The sequence below is a fragment of the Aureliella helgolandensis genome, assembly GCF_007752135.1.
Taxonomy (GTDB): Bacteria; Planctomycetota; Planctomycetia; order Pirellulales; family Pirellulaceae; genus Aureliella; species Aureliella helgolandensis.
Genome location: NZ_CP036298.1, coordinates 4,220,253 through 4,240,229, shown reverse-complemented (window position 1 = coordinate 4,240,229; position 19,977 = coordinate 4,220,253). Strand labels below are relative to the sequence as shown.

General features: G+C 54.7%; 6 protein-coding genes. 1 reads left to right on the top strand and 5 read right to left on the bottom strand.

Annotated elements, in window-relative coordinates; genetic code table 11:
* Window positions 1-167: 167 nt before the first annotated feature.
* From Q31a_RS15035 to Q31a_RS31420, 5 genes are all read right to left on the bottom strand, one after another.
* Window positions 168-1,700, bottom strand: coding sequence for a YifB family Mg chelatase-like AAA ATPase (locus tag Q31a_RS15035; protein ID WP_145079371.1), 1,533 nt, complete (start codon window positions 1,698-1,700; stop codon window positions 168-170).
* Window positions 1,701-2,104: 404 nt separating this feature from the next.
* Window positions 2,105-2,467, bottom strand: coding sequence for an LssY C-terminal domain-containing protein (locus Q31a_RS31425; protein WP_391575296.1), 363 nt, complete (start codon window positions 2,465-2,467; stop codon window positions 2,105-2,107).
* A gap of 375 nt (window positions 2,468-2,842) precedes the next feature.
* Window positions 2,843-3,508, bottom strand: a complete 666-nt coding sequence (locus tag Q31a_RS15025) for a tetratricopeptide repeat protein (protein ID WP_197355294.1) — start codon at window positions 3,506-3,508, stop codon at window positions 2,843-2,845.
* Window positions 3,509-3,635: 127 nt separating this feature from the next.
* Window positions 3,636-5,276 (bottom strand): DUF1254 domain-containing protein, encoded by a 1,641-nt coding sequence (locus tag Q31a_RS15020; RefSeq protein WP_145079363.1) that lies wholly within the window; start codon window positions 5,274-5,276, stop codon window positions 3,636-3,638.
* 1,388 nt (window positions 5,277-6,664) lie between these two features.
* Window positions 6,665-6,865, bottom strand: coding sequence for a magnesium chelatase domain-containing protein (locus Q31a_RS31420; protein WP_391575335.1), 201 nt, complete (start codon window positions 6,863-6,865; stop codon window positions 6,665-6,667).
* Window positions 6,866-7,161: 296 nt separating this feature from the next.
* Here Q31a_RS31420 and Q31a_RS15010 point away from each other — a divergent pair, with 296 nt between their 5' ends.
* Complete coding sequence (locus Q31a_RS15010; RefSeq protein WP_145079357.1) at window positions 7,162-19,395, top strand: Calx-beta domain-containing protein; 12,234 nt, start codon at window positions 7,162-7,164, stop codon at window positions 19,393-19,395.
* Window positions 19,396-19,977 lie beyond the last annotated feature (582 nt).

Below are 19,977 nucleotides of genomic sequence, written 5' to 3'. Positions count from 1 at the left end.
GCGAATTCGGCCTTGCAACTCGCCGTTCATTCCCACAGGTACACAGACAACTAATAGCTCCAACTTCCAGAGACCAACTGACCACAGTTGCCTCTTCCAGGTTCGTACTCACAGTTTGCGACACAGGGGCTAGAAAACCTACTACAGCCCCTACAACCGTCATCGCATTAAAACAGACTGCGATCCAGCATGCGATAGTTGATGGCTTCCTGCAAATGTTGAGCTTCGATCGATTCCGCGTCTTCGAGGTCGGCGATCGTGCGAGATACTCGCAGAATCTTGTCATGAGCGCGGGCCGACAACCCCAACTCGTTGCAACTATCTCTCAAGAGAGTGCTGCAACGGGAACTCAGTGGACAGAACTCTCGCAATTGCCGAGTCGACATTTGCGCGTTGTACAAACTAACTCCCTCGCCAAATCGCCGCGTCTGGTTCCGCCGAGCAGACTCAACAATCGTTCGCAACTCGGCACTGCTGGTTCCCGGTGTTTTCGAGGAGAGCTCCTGAAACGGTACGGCAGGCACTTCGATATGAATATCGATGCGATCGAGCAATGGGCCCGAAATCCGGGCCATGTAGCGCTCGATTTGCTGCGTGGTGCAACCACAATTTCGGCGTGGATCGGTACGATACCCACATGGGCATGGATTGAGGGCCGCAATGAGCATGAAGTTCGCAGGGAACGTAGTGCTGCGAAGGGCGCGTGAGATGGTTACGACTCGGTCTTCCAGCGGTTGTCGCATGACTTCCAACGTGCGTCGATCAAACTCGGGCAACTCATCGAGAAACAGTACACCGTGATGCGCCAAACTGATTTCTCCTGGGGAGGGAGGACTGCCGCCCCCTACCAATCCCGCGTTGCTGATCGTATGGTGTGGTGCTCGGAACGGTCGTACTGCCAGCAAGGGTTGTCCTTGTTGGAGTTGTCCCAGTGAACTGTAGATGCGGGTCGTTTCGATCGATTCCGCAGCAGTCAGAGTTGGCAACATGGACGGCAAACGTTTAGCCAACATGGTCTTGCCCGATCCAGGCGGCCCCAGCATCAGTAGATTGTGCGCGCCGGCCGCTGCGATCGTTAGCGCGCGCTTGGCGACGTCCTGTCCTCGCACGTCTGCATAGTCGAGATCATAGCGGCTGTACTCGGCGAACAATTCTTTCAATTGTGAGGGATGGGGATCGATATCGAGCGAGCCGGTGAAGAAGCCGACCGCTTCGGTCAAGGTGGAAACGGGAATGACATCGATACCGTCGACCACCGCCGCTTCACACGCATTCTCGGCAGGTACCAGCAGTCCCTTGTAACCCGCTTCGCGAGCACAGATGGCCATCGACAGAGCTCCCTTGATACTCCGCGTATGCCCCTCTAGCGCCAGTTCTCCCACGACGGCATATTTCTTAAACCAATCCGACTCAAACTGACTGCTGGCGGCCAAGATGCCAAGTGAGATGGGCAGATCAAAGGAGGCGGCCTGTTTCGGAAGCTCAGCCGGCGCCAGATTGATGACGACTCGATCGTTGGGCCGCGTGAACCCACTGTTGACCATAGCCCGTTCCACCCGGTGGATGCTCTCTTTGACCGCTTGTTCCGGCAGGCCAACCAGCATTGTCTTAGGGAGTGGAGCCGAGGAAACGTCCACCTCCACCTCCACATGCAAGGCTTCGATTCCCAACAGCGAAAAGGTGTTCAGCTTGGCTAGCATCGGCGGCGCTCCGGATTCGAGGCCGTGGGCCCCTCGTCTTTTCGTTCAATGGCTCAGTGGCATTGTCGCGTACCCAACGCCAGATAACAACCAGAGTGCCTGCTACCTGGCAAAGGCCGCGTCGACCAAGCTAGTGACGCATTGCGCGAATGATACGTGGCTCAGACTTAGAGCCTGGGAAGCTGCAAATGCCTGCGCGCATAAGGGGAATTGCGAGCCCCAAGGCCAGCATTGGTCTCTGGGCACCTAGCCAGCCCCTCGCTTGGTTACATGAGCATTACGGCCCATATCGAACACGCACCACGTTAGCATGTAGATGCAAAGAAGTGCAATGCCCCGAAAGCCCTATAGTAGCGAAAGGCGTCCCAGCTTTTCTTAGAAACCGTTGAACGCGGCGGGATAGATCAGGAGTTCAGGTAACTAGCCGAAGCCTGCATCCAAGGGCACTTCGCTTCGGACGTTCCGTGCACGCACCCTCCAAATTCCGAAGAACCATGAAATTGAAAGCCAAGAGGTTCAATCTCTATGGTCGCGGGCCGCCTTTTTCGTGCCAATATCAATTCTCCAAAGTGCAAAACTGGAACTAAGGCGGAGGCGGGAAACCAACTAGCGTTCTTCATGAGGTTCGTGCGCTGCGATTCTGTACCGATGAAGCCCACGTTCAGCGCATCACCGGGATGCCCATCCCTTGTTCGCGTAATTCGCAGACTCTCGTCGAAACTGGGATCGTGACGTGCGAATGTCTTCCAAAGTATAGGGGCAATCACGTACTCAGCTGCAATCGAAACAGCGATCAAAGCGCAAACACCTCATAGGATCGTGTGTTTGCGTTTTTTTACTGCCTATGGTCGGTAGCTGATGTGTCATGTTACTTGCAGGTTCATTTGGCACATTGTTCCTGGATCCCCATAGTCAATTCAGGAAGCGGGGAGAGCCAGTTCCGTATCTAAGAGCATTCCCTTCTTCTTACGCGATCGTTGTCCTTCGATATCGGTGCCAACTTGCTTCGTTACTTGCCAGCAAAGGCAATGAGCGACTATTTCGCCGGACCAGCATTCCTCTCAGGAAGTGGATCTTACCCGCGGGCTTTGGCGACGCCTGCGATCGCGAGGGCAGGAGGGGGAAGCTTGATTTGCTTGGTTTCACGGACTGTTCGTAACGCATAGCTCGCTGGCGCCAAGCTGTTTCAATTTGGCGGTGGAAGTGTTAGTACTTTCTAAGTATTTGTCCAGAGGCACCAGAAGATCTTTAGCCTTCTTCAGCTCCCAGGACAGCTTCTGAGACGCAGTGATAATCTGGACGGTCAATCCCTTGCTTTGGGAGATATTCTGTTTGGCATGGTTTGCAGGTGAATTGTCCAGCATCACGGACCGCAACAGCAGTGCCACACTAGCGATTGTATCGACCTTCACACCACCGCCCCGCAGATACAGCATGCCCAGATTGCCAATGGCAAACGCATCGCCTTGATCGGCCGCCTTGCGATACCATCGATTGGCTTGATGAAACTCGATGGCGGTACCTCGACCATTTTCGCAAAGCACGCCCAAAATGAATTGCGCGTTTGAATTTCCTTGCTCGTCGGATTTGCGATACCAGACAACCGCTACATTCTCGTCTTTGGCTACCCCCATTCCTTGCTCATACATCAGGGCCAAATTGAACTGGCAATCGGCATCGCCCTGTTCCGCCGCCTCGCCAAATTCCTTAACGGCCAAAGGTAGATTGCCTGCCTCATAGGCCGCGATCCTATCCTTCACTCCTGCCTGGGCGGGGCTGCGTATGGCGACTGCGAACAGGGGTAACACAAGGCTGCTCGCAGCAAGGTGGATGGTCGCCCTCGAGTTTGTGATAGTGTTCTTTATCTATTTCTTAAGAAATAAGAAAGACGCGGACCTCCTCAAGCGAGCGACCTACCTGGTTCATTACGGAAACTTAGTTCACCAGGCCAATCTCACTCGGCTGCCACTGCTTGGTGAAGAATGACTCCAGCGGGCTGTAGAGGCGCAGGATGGTGAACCAGCCTTTGTTGGGCACGGTCTGGATCCAGTTGCCGCGTTCGACTCCTTCCGGTTGTTTCGGACCGAAGTAGATAGTAGTGGAGCCGTCAGCGTTTTCTTTCGCGGAAGGAGACGGATAGGTCTGGCTGCCGGCGCGGGGGTATTTCTGCGGGGTGGCAAGCATTGAGCGGCTCTGGTTGTCGTAGACGGTGAAGGACCAGAACGCAGCGGCAGGAATGTTCTTGGGCAGGGTGACACTATAGGTTTTGCCGCCGTCGAAGGGCCTATCTTGCGAATCGAGGAAGCCCATTAGGTACTGCGATCCGACACCGGGTAGACGCATGATCATGCCGGGGGAATCGAGGGTGTAGCCGAAGTAAAAGGCGGTGCGTGAATCCAGCGTGCGGGCACCGGTCGGTGGGTTCTGTTTGAAGGTGCCTTCCTGGGTGATCATTGGCGGTGGCGTCTCAAAGTTAAATCCACCCTGCCAGAGCATGTTGCCCCAGTTCGCATTGTCATAGTAGTTCCAATCCGGGTGGGTGACGGCATATCGCCAGTTGAGGACACGGCCGGTGGCGTTGCCAAATTTGGCGGCATCGGTGAGGATCCGCTTGGTGTTGGCGGCGGGCGCGAAGGGCTTGCCATGGACGATACCGATGGCGGCGAGTTGGCCGGCGAGTTCGACATCGTAGCTGGTGGCTGGCTCGTTCTGAACATTCTCGTTGATCATTTCGAAGAAACCGAAATCGCTGGGCGGGACAGTGTTGAATGCCTTCCCGCTGGCATCGATAAACTTGGTTTCGGGGACTGTCGGGCTCTTTCCGAGACGGACGCCGCCTTCCAGCGCGGTGGCGATGCTGGTGCCGTATCCGCCAGGGGTGAACGGATAGATCTTCAAAGTCTGCTTAATCATCTCGACCACGGGCTTGGGATCGTTTTTTTCCAGATAGGCGCGGGACGCGTAGAGGACGCGGTTGGTTTGGGAATGGGCGACGTGAAAACCGCTGTCCGGGAGCGAACCGTCATAGCCGGGAGGGACGATTAGGTACTTGCCACCTTCGCCGCGATCGGGGCCGGGGAAGCCGATGTCGATGATCCATGAGAACCACATGTCGTTGATGGTACCGACCCCCTTGGGCGGTTGTTCAATCACCATCGGTCCCTTGCTCAGATCGACGACGGAGAGGTAGTACACGGTGTCGGCGTTGGCAGTTAGGAAGATGGAAGACGAGTCCATCAGATTCGAGAAGATTACGACGTCGTTGAATCCGGCGCCGATACTTTCGAAGCCTTTTTGGATGCCCAGTGCGGAAGCGCCTCGGAAGCTGTTGTTATAGGCGTTCAGGCCGTTGGTGAAGGTGAGTACGTCGGTGACGAGTTTAGCGGTTTCCGCGGTCGGTGCACCGTCCTCGAAGGTTAGTTCGCCGAGGCTGGTCTCCACGACGTCGGGCGTTAAGATGGACGTCGGGATCGCTGACGTCTCCTGGGCAAACAGGGGCTGGGCGGCGATTGCATTTAGCAGGAGGCTTGCAATCGCGAAGACCATTGAGGTCTGGCGTAGGGTGTTGCGTTTCATGTTTCTCATTCAATCAATGGTTGGCTGGTGTTGAAGGTTTGTGAACTTTAGCATTCAAGCAAGAGTGGTTGTGCAGAGTGTCACTAGAAGCGTATTGTCGATGGACTCTCCTTCGGAAAAGTTGCAACGAATCATGCTACCCGAATTGCGCCCCCTGGAAAATTCGAGTTAATCGAAGAACCTAATGGGTGGTGCTGAGTGGGAGATAAGTGCCCGGTACGAATGGTGTAAAGTAAGCGTAAGAGGTGTTCCAGCAAAAATTCCCGAACACGTTGCATCGTGCCGTATAGTCGCGGGTTTGAGCACATGATCTCCTGCCAGTTGCCTTCCTGGCCCGCCGGCGACTTCGGTGCGATGTAGATTTCGTGCGAGCCATCAGCATTCTCTCTCACTCCCTGGTCCTGACTACCGACGGTTGGGGATGATGATGTCTCTCTGTGCTGCCTATGCTTGGGAACGGTTGGACGATCTGCAGTTCCAAGCGGCAAGGGTTGTCATGCGCAACGAAGGACCGCAACGAAGGACCAGGAGTCCTTGCCAGGGGATGTTGGGGGCAGACGATCTGTAAGTCTTGGCACCCTTCCAACTCTACGCCCTTGGAGTCTGTGAGCCCGAAAATGTACTGCGAGCTCAGGCCCACCATTTCGAATGGTCATCTCTGCGGGGGGCAGCCAAAGATGTGATAACGTGGTTCGAGAATAGCGTATTAATAAAGTGGATTTCAGGTTCTCTAGACGGAACGGGGGCTAGCCTCTGGATTTTAAGTATTGGGGGCCTTTTACAATCTAGCTATTGCGCTGAAATCAAAGTGGCTGACGAGGGCTCATACTGACCTCCACGATTGTCTGACAACGGCAACGTTGCGTCGCTCGCGTTGCTTCCCCGCAGTGCTCTGTCCTCCACGGCATTGCTGATAGCATAGCTTATTTCTAGCGGAGAGTTTGAGCATTCCATCATCGCATTGTGACGTTTCTTGCTGCATTCGATTGGGCTCGCAATGACCGGGATCCTTCAACCTTTCGATCACGCACCTCAAGAATCGCTTGTAGGGCTAGGGACCACTAAGGTTTGGCCGCCTATGAAGGGGCGTAGCATCCACCGATCAGACGTCGAATCGACGTTGCGGGTGTTGAAAATCTATAATCACGTTTGCATCCAATGTGTTTGCTCCATGGCAAGCGAACGCATTGCTCATGGAGCGCATTCCAATGGAATGCGCTATCTCAAGTGGGTCATAAGCTTCATGCAGGAGTCGCACGGTCAAGGTAGAACTGGGATGACGTCGTTTCCATCAACCCCTGCAACTTCACAAGCATTCTCGGCCGGCACCCGTAGCCCCTTGGGCGCTGCCTCACTAGCACAGCTGACCATCGGCAAGAGGTCCATCGCTATTCCGCGTATGCCCCTCTAAAGCCAGTTCTCTTTATGCCCACAGGCTGCTGTAAATAACCCGCCACCAACTGGCTGCTCGACGCCAGAATGCCAAGTGAGCTGGGCAAATCAAAAGTGGCTGCTTGCTTCGGATGCTTGGCCGGAACCAAGTTGACGACGACCCGAACGTTGGGCCGCTTGAACCCGCTCTTGACCATTCCCACGTTTGGTTCAAGTCGCTGGCGACAGCTGAAGTATTGTGCCCCAGTTGAAGATTTGGCTGCGGCACCTGTGAAAAGTCGCCTGGAAGCATGATGGTCCATCGGGCGGCGTGTATGCGCGCTTGGAATGTTCATTCTGCAGAAAGAAGTTTGGAAGTTTTTGGGACCGTCACCGCCGCTTTACGCATGGTACTTATGGAGCAGCAATGCCTTGAATAACCCGCGCCCCTGCTGCAGCAGGGTGCGTTGCTGTTTTCTCCCACCCGCAATAGCACTCGAATCCAAGGTTTTTCATGTCCGTTTATCAGCGCGGTCAACAACTCCGCAGAAGCTTCCATGAATTCCGCAAAGCTCGTTCCAGCGGCACCAAAGCAGCATTACGCGGCACGGCAGGCAGTCGGAGGTCTCAACGCTCCAGGGTACGACGAGCACTGATTGAAACACTTGAAGATCGGCGTCTGCTGACGGTGACCACCGATCCGCTGGGAGTCGACAATCACGTTGCCTTTTCCGGCGACGCAACGCGGGACTCCATCCAATTTTCGGTCGTGGATGGCTATCTGCAACACAACTTGGGCGATCAGCCTGCTTTCGCCAGCAATCGCGACTTGGATTCAGTGACTGCGGGCGAGCAGGCGCGGCTGCTCGGTGACATCAGCTCGCTTACCTTCAATGACGTTGGTGACAATGATCGCATCTACTTTCAGGGCACCGAAAGCTTTGATTTTGCCACTGCGGCGCTGAATTTCAGTGTCGGCGAAATCACCATATCACCGGGAGTGAATATTTCGACGACCGATGGTGCGATCAGTCTGTTCGCGGCTGAGACGATCCTGGTCGATGCGGGGGCATCGATCAACACTGTCGATGGTGGAATCGAGCTAACGGCGAATCGAGATGGCTCAATCAACGGAGATCAGTACAGTTTGAACCTAGTCGGCGCAACACTCTCTACCACTGGCGTGGGAGCAATTTTGTTGGAAGGCACCGGCGGCTACAGCAGCAATGGGTTCGACGCAGGAGTCGGCATCGAAGGGGGCTCAACCATCCAATCCACGAGCGCGCTTGCCGGCGCTGGTTCAATTTCCATCAATGGCTTCGGCAAGCAAGGTGTAGGCGCGTCTCACAACTCATCGAGCTGGGGTGTCCACACCCGAGATGCCGGCAACTCGTTGTCGAGCGCTTACGGTGACATCATGATTAGCGGTAGCGGCGGTTTTCGAACCGACACCATGACGGCGTCGAACAGTATCGGAGTCTACTTGGCCGGGCTCGAGATCGAATCGACAGGAACGGGGCCGGGGGCAGCGAATATCGTGATCGACGGCCTAGCACCCGACGTGAAAGGATCTGAAACGGGAGTGCAAATGTCCGGTAGCGATGTCTCCATCACAACGATTGATGGTGATATTTCCATTTCGGGGCGTGGTGGAAACGCGGACACACTCTCGAGCCAGCGCGGGGTGGATATCCAAAACATCGACGGAATCAGGTCAACGGGTAGCGGAAGCGACGCAGGCAATATCACCATTCTTGGGCAACTTGGCACGGGCCAAGCGATCGGTTCGAGTTCAGCGGTGGTGATCGGTGGAATCGCTACCGCGTTGGAAACGATCGACGGTGACATCAGAATTAGCGGGGACGGAGGGCTTGGAATTGGAGACTACCGGAGTGGCGTCTCGGTCAGTGCGCTCGTGTCATCGACTGGAGTGGGAGCGTCTGCGGGCAACATTACGGTGAACGGAACTGCGGGCAGGGAAGGTCACGGAATCGGCACACTTACGGGAGGTAGTTGGTCGACGGTCGATGGGGATATCAGTGTCAGTGGTATTGGACAGAGTGGTCCGGCAAGGAGCGGACTGGGGCTAAGCATCAGGGGCGGATTTGCATCAGCGGGTACAGGAGCTGATGCCGGCAATATTTCGCTCACGGGCACTGGCTTGGTCAGTGCGACCGTCGGGGCAAGTGGTGTTCATTTTGTGAGCGGAAACTACTCATTGACCACTATTGACGGAGATATCGACATCAACGGTATTGCTGGTCCAGGGACTGGAGGCAGCAGCGGCATTCTGATGGAAGGTTTTGACAGAATCGCGTCCACGGGGACGGGAGAATTTGCCGGTGAGATCATCATCTCGGGTACAGCAGCAGACCGCGGTTTAGGCGTATCCATCAGCGACCTGAGTACCGGAATTTCCAGCGTCGATGGCAACGTGACGTTCACTGGAGTGGCCGGAAATGGGGTGGGCAGTGCCAACAGGGGAATTTATCTCAGTAACTTTGGGGCAATCGAATCGATGGGAACGGGGCCGGATGCCGCCAACATCACGCTCACCGGTACCGGAGGCGACGGATCACGCGACAATGATGGTATCCACGTCTCAGGCGTTGGGTCCTCTGCAATTCGCAGCGTCGACGGAGAAATCTCGATTACTGGCAGCGGTGGCGATCGCACCGATGCAGCTGACCGCTACAGCGAAAACCGCGGGGTGGTACTCGGAAGTGTAGCGATCGAATCGACGGGTACGACAGCCGCAGCGGCTACCATTTCAATCAGCGGTACGGGCGGAGACAGCGGTCGCAATGGTTACGGAGTCCATCTCCTCGATGGCTCGCTGTCAAGCATGACTGGGAACGTCGACGTAACCGGCCATGCGACAAGTGGCACAGGCATCTACCTCCTTCGCACCCATGTTGCATCCAACGGTACATCGCCTCTGGCGGCCGATCTAAATTTCAGCGGTAGCAGCGTTTCACTCGTCGGCGTCGTCACGACCGTCGACGGAGACTTTTCCTCCGTCGCACCAGGAAGCACGTTCTCGGGTACATTCCAGTCAACCGGGATGGGCAGCTTCACCGTCGAAGCCACCGGTTTGAATGGCCGGGCAAATGCCGGCGGCTCAATCGCGTCGAGGACTGGCAATATTACGGTTACCGGGTCGATGGTGACTGCCGGTGGAATTCATTCCACCGGTACTGGTACAAATGCGGCAGCGATTCAAATCGGAGACAACCACTCGCATCAAGTGAGAGTCTCAGGCCTGATCTCGACAGTAGACGGTCCTGTCACAATCCAGAATCAGTACGATCCAGCAGCCACGCAACTGGGCTATTCCTTGATCACCAGTACGATTCAATCAACGGGCGTAGGCGTCAATGCTGGAACCATCTCCATTATCGGTCAGGGGACTAGCAATCTTGGTGGGGTCCGCTTTTGGGCCAGTGGAGCCATCGAATCGATCGATGGTGATATCTCCATCGTCGGAACGGGTAGCGACGGCGGATATGGCGTCGAGCTTGACACAGGATTTCAGTACATTCGTAGCACTGGAGTTGGTGCCCATGCCGCCTCCATCAGCATCGTGGGTACCGGTGGCGACGGAGGTAGCGCAGCCGCGTATGGCATTAATGCCGACGGAAAAGACACTGGCGTCATCTCGACCGTGGATGGCGACATTGAAATGCGCGGAACCGGTGGCGAAAGCTCGTCTTCAGGCAAAGGCTTATATCTCCGCAAGCTATCGATCGTATCCTCGAGTACTACCCCTGACTTAGGAAATATTTCACTGATTGGAACCGGTGGAAACGGTCAGGGGAGCGGCAATTCTGGTTCGGAAATTGAAAATGTAAGCATCACTGCGACTACCGGTGACATCTCGGTTATGGGCCACGGTGGCAGCGGCGCCGGAGGCTCCAACACGGGGATCAATCTTGCATCCACAGAGCTGAAGTCACTTGGGCTGGGAATGGATGCGGGCAAGATCACGTTGGACGGTACCGGCGGCGGCGGCACGTCACCACACGGTATTCAAATTAGAACGGGAACGACCCTTGAAAGCCGCGACGGCGATATCGCCATCAAGGGACAGGGCGGTACGGTCCAAGGCACCTCGCCCAGCCACTGGTGGAGCAGCAAGGGAGTCCTAGTGGCGGGCTCGGGTATCGTATTTGCTTCCACCGGTACGACTTCCAATGCTGCTACCATTTCGATCCACGGTACAGGAGACGGTATCACCAATTTGAACAACGGCATCGAGCTGAACAGTTCCGACGGCATTCTTACTAGTGCCTATGGGAATATTGTCCTCACGGGAGTCGCTGGTAACAACAACTCGCGTGGTATCGAGTCGTACAACTGGGGAGAGATTTCCTCAACCGGTCGTGGAGTAAACGCCGCTCAGATCTTGCTCGATGGAACCGGCCGCGGCAACCAACCGGGAATCCATTTAGAAGCTGACTCGGCCGTGCAGAATTACACGATCACTAGTATCGACGGGGACATTGAGTTACGCGGGCAAAGCGAATCGGGCCCCGGCGTTTCCGCCTACTATTACACCACGAACAATCCCGGCACGCCATCGATTTCCTCAACCGGTACAGGTCAACATGCAGCGGACATTCGCATCATCGGTGTGAACTCGTACATCGCGTTGCGGGATCCTAACCTGGAACTGACAGCGGCGGACGGAGCGATTGAAATTGAAAGCCCGAAAGTCTACGTGTACTGGGCCCAAGTTGGGCCTACTTCCGGCCGTCTCTCACTCAAAACAGACGACTTGGCAATCCTCTTTGGGGCCGCCATTCAGTCCCCCGGTGACCTGACGATAGCCCCTTTGACGCCAGGAGCTAGTATGGGGCTGGGCGGCGGAGCGGGCCAATTGAGCCTCTCGGATGAAACGCTGGCTGCACTTACCGATGGCTTTGCATCGCTCACCTTCGGTGACTCGCAAACCGGCGCTATTGAAATCAAAACCGCCACGTTCAGCGACGATGTGACCATCGTGGGAACTGTGATTCACGATACCAGCGGAACGGACTTCAACCTAGGGACCAACCGATTGACTCTAGTGGGTCAAATTGCTCCAGGCCAATCGCCAGGGATTCTTGATGTGGCTGGTGATTTGCAATTGGGCGGTGGTTCGTCATTCTCGGTGGAAGTGAATGGCGACGCACCCGGGGAAGCAGCATCCAACCACGATCAAGTTTGGGTCAGTGGTAGTCTGACGATTGACAACGATGTCACCTTGGACCTCACAACGTCAAACGGCTACGCTCCGCTTGAAGATTTTCAGTATGTCATCGTGGAGAACAACGGAACTCAACCAATTACTGGCTCGTTCACTGGCTTGCCGGAGGGCGCGATCATGGAAAACTTCCTTGGTTCGTCGCTCAATGCACGCATTTCCTACTTGGGAGTGGACGGCATGACGGGCAACGATGTGGTTCTAACGACGACCAATGTGAAGAATCCGATCTATGATTTCTCAGCGTCTAGCTACGAAACTATCGAAGGTGATACACTCGCGGTGACCAATTTTGTCACCATCAATCGCTCGGTGGAGACTTCGATTCCGACTTCGGTCGACGTAATCGTGAGTTCTGGTACCGCAACATCTGGCAGTGATTTTGCGTCCGAGCCAATCACCGTCAGCTTCGCGCCTGGAGAACTGACCAAGACGGTTCCCATCACGATTCTGGGGGAGCGTCAGGTCGAGAGCGATGAGACAGCGGAACTATCGCTTTCGAATTTTAGTGACTACGGTTTTCCGGGGAAAATTCACCCCACCGCGACTCTGACCATCTTCAACGATGAGTTTGCCCCAATCGCGATCGCGGGCGGCGAATACACACTCGATGAGGGTACGACCATTACGCTGGATGCAAGCGGATCGTCGGACTTTGAAGATAGCAACGCTTTACTACTATTCGAATGGGACTTTGACTTCGTGGATGGAGTCTTCGACGTCGACGCAGTTGGAGAACAAGTCAGCTATTCTCGCCCCGATGGCCCTCACGCAAATTTGGTAGGTTTGCGTGTTACGGACACTGAAGGCAACGCATCCCACACGGAAGCACCTATCACGACTCACAACACGAGCCCCACTCTCGCGCCGCAGGCTCCACAGAATCTTAAAGCCTACAACTACGCACACCTAAATCTTCCAGTCTCTTTCTCCGATCCTGGAATACTCGACACGCACTCAGTCGAAATCAATTTTGGTGATGGATCACCGGTCCAAACCATTGAACTGTCCGACGGCGAGCGCGGAGTGGTTCTCGATCATCTATATGCCATTGCCTCCCAATCTACGCTGAACTACACCGTCAGCGTCAAGGTAAGCGATGGCGACGGCGGCACTTCGACTCGCAACATTGATGTTTCTGTCGAAGACTTGGCAATCACTGTTCCAGACAATCGACCTACGATCAGCTTTTCCACTCGCGACTTCAGCGCACTCGAACGCGAACCCTACCGAATTCAGCCGATCATCGTCCAGTTAAATAGGCCGTTTCCGGTCAGGACTGAGATTCCGCTGGATCTGTCGTCTTCGACCGCAACGATCGATAGCGATTTCCGTCTAAGTAGTAGAGTATTAGTTTTCCCCGCCAATCAGACGACCGCGATTTTGGAGTTTAATACGTTAAACGATACTGCATTCGAACCTACATTGGAGAGACTTGCCTTACGCTTCCCGGAAACACTCGAAGAAGCCCGCGTCACCAGCGACAGCCAACTTAGCCAATTCAACGCGACTATCTTCGACGATGGAGACTTGCGACCAACGTTGGCATTCAGCCCGACTTCGCGTGTCTTAAATGAAGGCGACGAGTTTGAGTTATCCGTCAAGCTAAGCAATTTAGCCCAGGTGGATGTAGTGGTTCCACTGCTCTTCTCACCGAGCAACCCTAATTACAGCTTCGCCAGCAACATCGTCGTGATACCTGCGGGCAGCTTGGCAGGATCGGTATCTGCGACAGTGACCGACGATGAACTCTCCGAACCACAGTCATCGTTTTCCGTCCAGATGGGAAGCAGTGGGCAGGGCTTCCATCCCAACCATCGTTACTCTCGCTTTCTCGGTACGATTCTAGCTAATGACGCCATTCTGGTAGATTTTGAAACCAGCAATATTACAGTGACAGAAGGTGATGCGGCAGCTCAAATTGTGGTTACCGCCTCCGAGCCTCCAGAGACGGATTTAGTGCTACCGATTGCCTACGCTAGCAGCAGCGCAAGTTTTGGAGTCGATTATTCTGGTCCGGAAACAATTACAATACCTGCCAATCAGACGCAGGCCACATTTTCAATTATCATCGGCGATGATGACAATGGAGAACTCGATGAGCTAGTGTCGGTAAAGTTCGGAAGCAACCTGCCTGACCAAGCTCAACTTGTGCGGCCTGGAATTGCCGCCAACCTATTGATTGAGGACGACGATGTCGCCAAGCTGACATTCACGAGCAAGCGTACGGTCATTTGGGAGGACAATACCTCCTTTGAACTAACGATTGAAACCGGTGGGATAACCTTTGCTAACGACATCAGCATCCCGCTTTCCTATAGTGCCGCTACAGCAGGGGCGACCTACAACTCCACGGCAAGCGATTTAAGCGGCCCTGCGAATGAGGTTACGCTCCCTGCTGGCGAAACATCGGTTACCGTAACGATCAATCCGAGCGATGACGCCGCTCACGAAACCACCGAACGGGTCTACTTGTCCCTCGGTACTTCCGGTATTCCCGGAGCTCAGCTTGGAAAGTTTCCATCTCACGAAATTCGCATCCAAGACAACGACCCATTGGTCTCACTCAGTACAGCTTCGAGCATCGTGTCCGAAGGATCTGGCACGATTCTGTACAAAGTAAGTCTTTCGGCAACCTCGAATCGCCGCGCCCGCGTGCCCTTCCAAACCTATGGCAGCGCGACAAATGGCTCTGACTACGAAGTCGTCCAAGAAGCGCACTCCACCTACAAGACACGGTCAACCTATGTGGAAATTGAGCCAGGCGAAAGGGTCGCGTACATCAAGGTCAAGCTGAAAAACGATGCAGTGATTGAAGGGAGGGAGTCCGTAGGAGTTTGGCTGAGGCCGAGCGTAGGTACTGCAAGCCTCACCAACGCGAACCTTGATGGCTCGCAGTATGCTCGCGTACTTATCGACATTGATGAACGCCCGAGGCCCGAGATTTCCCAGGTACGCGGCAAGCAACCCGGTAGCTCTAGCTATTCGTCTACATCGACTTGGATCAGCGAAGGAGGTTCGCTGCGGATCCGTGTTTCCATGCCGTATGCCGCCGATCGAAGCGTGTGGGTTCCCGTCAGCTTTCCCTATGCGAGTGGAAGGGCCTACTCCAATGACTTCACAACCAGCGGCCTCAGCAACGGTTGGCTCAATATCCCCGCCTATCAGAAGAACGCGTACTTCTATATCCACACGTTAGACGATCTTCGAATAGAAGAAAGCGAAAAGATCAGGGCAACTGTTGGCCAACCCGTGGTATGGGATAAAGTCAAAGAAGAATATGTCAGATTTGGTGCGATTGGTGACAACTATTACCAGTTCGTAGGCATTCGCTCCAGCGATCAAAACACCGCCTATTGTCCCAGCGGAGTTTCTTATGGTTCGTCAGCAATTTCAACTGGTTGTACCGTTGATACCGGCCAGAGCTCAAGCGGAAATAGCGCCACCGTAGCAGATAGCTGGACGGCGAGTTCCTTTGGGAGTTTGCATATTGCCAACGGCTACCTCAGTTCAAGCGAAGTATTCTTGGACGGGAACTTTAACGGGATTCGCGACTTTGTTGACCTCAATGGTGACGGCTTGCGCAGCGACAATGAGCCCGAGGAACCATTGGTAACCACTTTTAGCGACGGTTCGTTCCTCATGGACTTTCCGGCCGAAATGGACCGGGACTCCAGTGGTTTCATCGATGCCGACGAAGCTCAATTGGTCGCCTTCGGCGGGATGGATCCAGCCACCGGGATTACCGAACGAACCCAATTGACCGCACCTGCTGGTTCCTTTGTTGTCACTCCACTGACGACACTAGCGAGCAAACTGGTCAACAACCATGGCTATGAAGTCGCTGATGCACATGAGCGTGTTCTATCCGGTTTGCATCTTGCGACATTCGAATACTGGCGTGGCTCAGCCATCTCTGCCACAGTAGCGGGAGACATTGTCGCCGCGCGTACCTATCCAGCCACCAATGCAGTCAACAACACGGCGATTATCGCGGGAGGTTTCTTGAGTGAAGTAGCTGGTACCACGGCCGAGACGGCGAGTGACGCAATCTACACGCGTATGGCCACCCTAATCAACGCGGAGGGTTCACGGCTCAATCTGGCCGATCCAGTGGTCATTGAGGGCCTCATTCGTACCGCTGCTGCTGATATCGGCGCAGTTGTCGGGCAAGAAAATTCTGAAGCCTTGGCGGAAGTCATCGCAGTCAACACCGCGGCCCTGTTTGCCACCCCAGTATCAGCAGACCTCGCATTCCTTGATTCAGTCACGAAGTTGAAGATCGTCGCACGGGGTGCACTCACCGATGATGCAAGACGCTTTGGTCGTGACGAGATCACTGCCACCGAGCTAGTGGCCACATACACCTCTTCGATCCAAAACGGGTTGGCCGACGCCGCGACTCCCGGCGTGATTGAACCAGTCCGCGTCGTAGTCTCCGACGCGTCCATCGCCGAAGGTGACACAGGCACGCAGTTTGCTGTATTCGAGGTTTCAATTTCGTCACACTTCAATGAGCCGGTTTCTGTGGATTATTCTACGCAAGACGAATCTGCCACCGCCGCCGAGGGTGATTATGTGGCGACCTCGGGAACCCTACTTTGGAATCCAGGCGATGATGCGATGCAGACCATCCGTGTTCCCGTGTTGGGTGATACCTTGGCTGAGTTGGACGAGGCGTTCCAACTGTCTCTTAGTAACGCCACCGGGGCGATCCTGCAAAAGCCGATCGCACAGGGAACGATTCTGGCAGACGATGATTTTCAGTTTCAATTGCAAAGCCTGCAAGCTACCAGCGAAGTGCTGGTCACGCTGGCAGGTAATCAGTTGCTCGTTCGCCAAGCAGGCGAAGTGGTTCTCGATGGACGATTGAATCCGGCCGCGAATTTCACCTTGTCAACAGCACCGGATGTCGTCACGAACTTGCAAGTGGACGCTCAAAGTGTTGACGAACCCAACCGCGGGTTGATCATCTCTTCCAACGCCATTGACGATATCCTCTCACTGAACAATGAACTCGCCTCGAATGTGGAGCACAGAATCCAGGGGCCGGAAGACGGAGTTTTTGAGACAGCAGGGACGGAGTTGGTCTATCAAGGTTTTCGCCAAGTCTCGAATGGACGTGCGCCGCGTTTCGATTTCAACAGCTTGCCGACCCTAGGCCAGAGTTTCACCGCACAGGCCTCGATTCCCGCTCAACTGGAATTGCTTGATGCAACCTTCTCTTGGACGCTGACCAAAGACCAAATAACAATTACAACTTCCGCTGAGGAGTCGTTTTCCTATTTACCGGCGGAGCCTGGACTCTATCGGCTGCGATATTCCATCGTTTTGAATGATCAGTCAATTGTAAGTGCGGTGCAAGACCTGAATATCGAGGCGCTTAACGAACCACCCACTGCGAATGCAGGTGGAACGTATGCGGTCGAGGAGGGCCAAGCGATTCTCTTGGACGGTTCTTTGACTACCGACCCAGACTTGCCGAAAGATACGCTTACGCTTGCTTGGGATTTGGATGGAGATGGCTATTTTGGAGAAACCGGTGCAGATGCGTCCCGAGGTGATGAGCTAGGTGTCTTCCCCACCTTCGATGCCAGTCTGCTAGATGGACCGAACAGCGTGACGGTTTCACTACGGGTTACTGATAGCTTCGGCGAGTCGGATGTGGCAACGGCTACTATCGATATTACCAACGCGGCACCAATTCTAGCCGTTGATACCACAGATGTGATGCTCAACGAAGGCGATTCAGTCATCAAGCTGATCACAGCCACCGATGTGCCAGCAGACACTGTGCTTGTAGCTGCTTCACTCGGAACCATCGTGTCGAATAGCGACGGCTCGTGGACTTGGAGCTACGACGCTGTGGACGACTTGCCTGAGACCGAAGTGACAATCACCGCCGATGATGGTGAAGGCGGAGTATCGTACGCAAGCTTCAACTTGACCGTCTCCAACGCAGCCCCCATTTTGACGATGGATACCGCGGAAGTAGCGATTGTTGAAGGCGGCTCGTGGACCAAGCTAATCACGGCCACGGACGTGCCAGCCGATACCGTGTCCGTCACCGCTTCACTCGGAACTATCGTGACGAACGGCGATCGGTCGTGGACGTGGAACTACGACTCTGTGGATGATATGTCGGAATCCGAAGTTACGATCACCGCCGACGATGGCGAAGGTGGTGTGTCGTACGCGAGTTTCAGCTTGACCGTCTCCAACGCGATGCCTGTTATCGAGTCCCTATCGATTACCTCGGAGATAGAAGAAAACGGAATTGCTCGCGTCAGCGGCGCCTTTACAGACGTCGGATTGTTGGACACCCACGAAATCATCATTGACTGGGGGGATGGGGAAAGTTCATCCGTCATCGTGGATGAGACCACAAGGACTTTCACGGCTGAACACTCCTATTTGGATGATCCAATTGGGCTGGAAAGTACTGATTACGAAATCATCGTCAGTATCGATGACGGACAACCGCGTGGCCGGGTCACGCAGAACGCAATGATCACTGTCGATAACGTGGCGCCCATTCTAAACGATGTTTCCCTAAACAGTTGGGGAAGTTCCGTTGCCTTGAACTTCGGCTTCAGTGATGAAGGTACGCTCGATACTCACACTGCGTTCATCGACTGGGGCGACGGACAGCAAACAACTACGGATGTTTCCCCCGGCCGGCAGCGATTCAACTATGAATATGGAGAGGCTGGTGTCTACGACGTGACAATTGTAGTGTCAGATGACGACGGTGCCGTCGTATCAACACGTGCGGAATCGTTCGTGACCGGAGCTACCGTACGCGACGGAGTCTTACAAATCGTTGGCACAAGCGGGGCCGATCTGGTCTTGATCAATCAATTGGGGAGTCGTCACTATGTCACCGCCAACTTCTTACCAGGGTGGTTCCACACCCAAACCTTTAAGCGTGCGGATTACAGCCAGATTGAAGTGTTCGCGGGCGGCGGAAACGATTGGGTGCAGGCGTCCGGGAATATATCACACAGCATGCTTCTGCATGGTGGAGCCGGTAACGACACTCTGAGGTCCTCTAAAGGGGATGACGTTCTGATCGGTGGCGAAGGGGCAGACTTGCTGTTCGGAGGGCAAGGCAGAGACCTGCTTATTGGAGGACGCGGTAACGATTCGCTGTTGGGCTCCAGCGGCGCCGATTTGTTGATTTCAGGTTATACGTCCTTTGACAACAACCGCCTTGCCTTGTCGTTTCTCCAACGCGAATGGACCTCGGAGCGAAGTTACGACCACCGAGCGGAAAATCTTCGAGGATCGAACAGCGACGCTGATCAGTTTTCGAACCGCCTTAATGAGGACTATTTCCTGCAGACCAGCGGAGCGGAGCAAACGGTCTTCGATGATGGTGAACGCGATTTTATGACCGGCGGAGGAGGCCGCGATTGGTACTTCGCTAGCCTAGGCGACGACGATGAGGATGACCGAATTGCAGGCCTTAAACAGTCCGAGTGGGCTGAGGAACTGCTCTAACCCTACAGTGGCAAGCTCAGCGATTGCTTGGGATAAGTATCCTAATCTAATTTGAGACGCTCCCAGCTATCTCTCTGAAGCTGATATTTTCAGCTGGGGACGACCACCGCATTAGCCCCTCTCGGAGAAAACGCTCGGCTTGCAGGGCTAGACTCCTCTATCGAGCGAGTCTGATCTTCTAGATCTGGCGTCGAGTAGGTATCGCAACGGCTGTCGACAGCCTGCTGGGATACAATCGGGCCGGCGAGCGAGCTGCGCATTTCTATCGGCAAACCGTCCCCCCATCCCATCCCGTGCCGTCGCTATCTGGTCGCTGTCTAGTCGCAGACTCGCCTCGGCGGGTGTCAGCCCGGCAGAGCATCTGGCGGTAGGGCAAGATCAATTCCTGCGTTGAAGCTCTAACGAGGCGTTGGTCGTCGCGTAGGACTAGCGGCTGCGAGGCGGGGTAGGTTGTCCCTCCACTCCACGGTCTCTCGAGTTGCTTGAGAATAATGTGAGTTTGCGAAGGATAGCTAGAATTCAATTCAAAGCTTGCGGAGCGACCTAGCCGACTGCTCACCGTCACGAAATTGGAGAAATCGG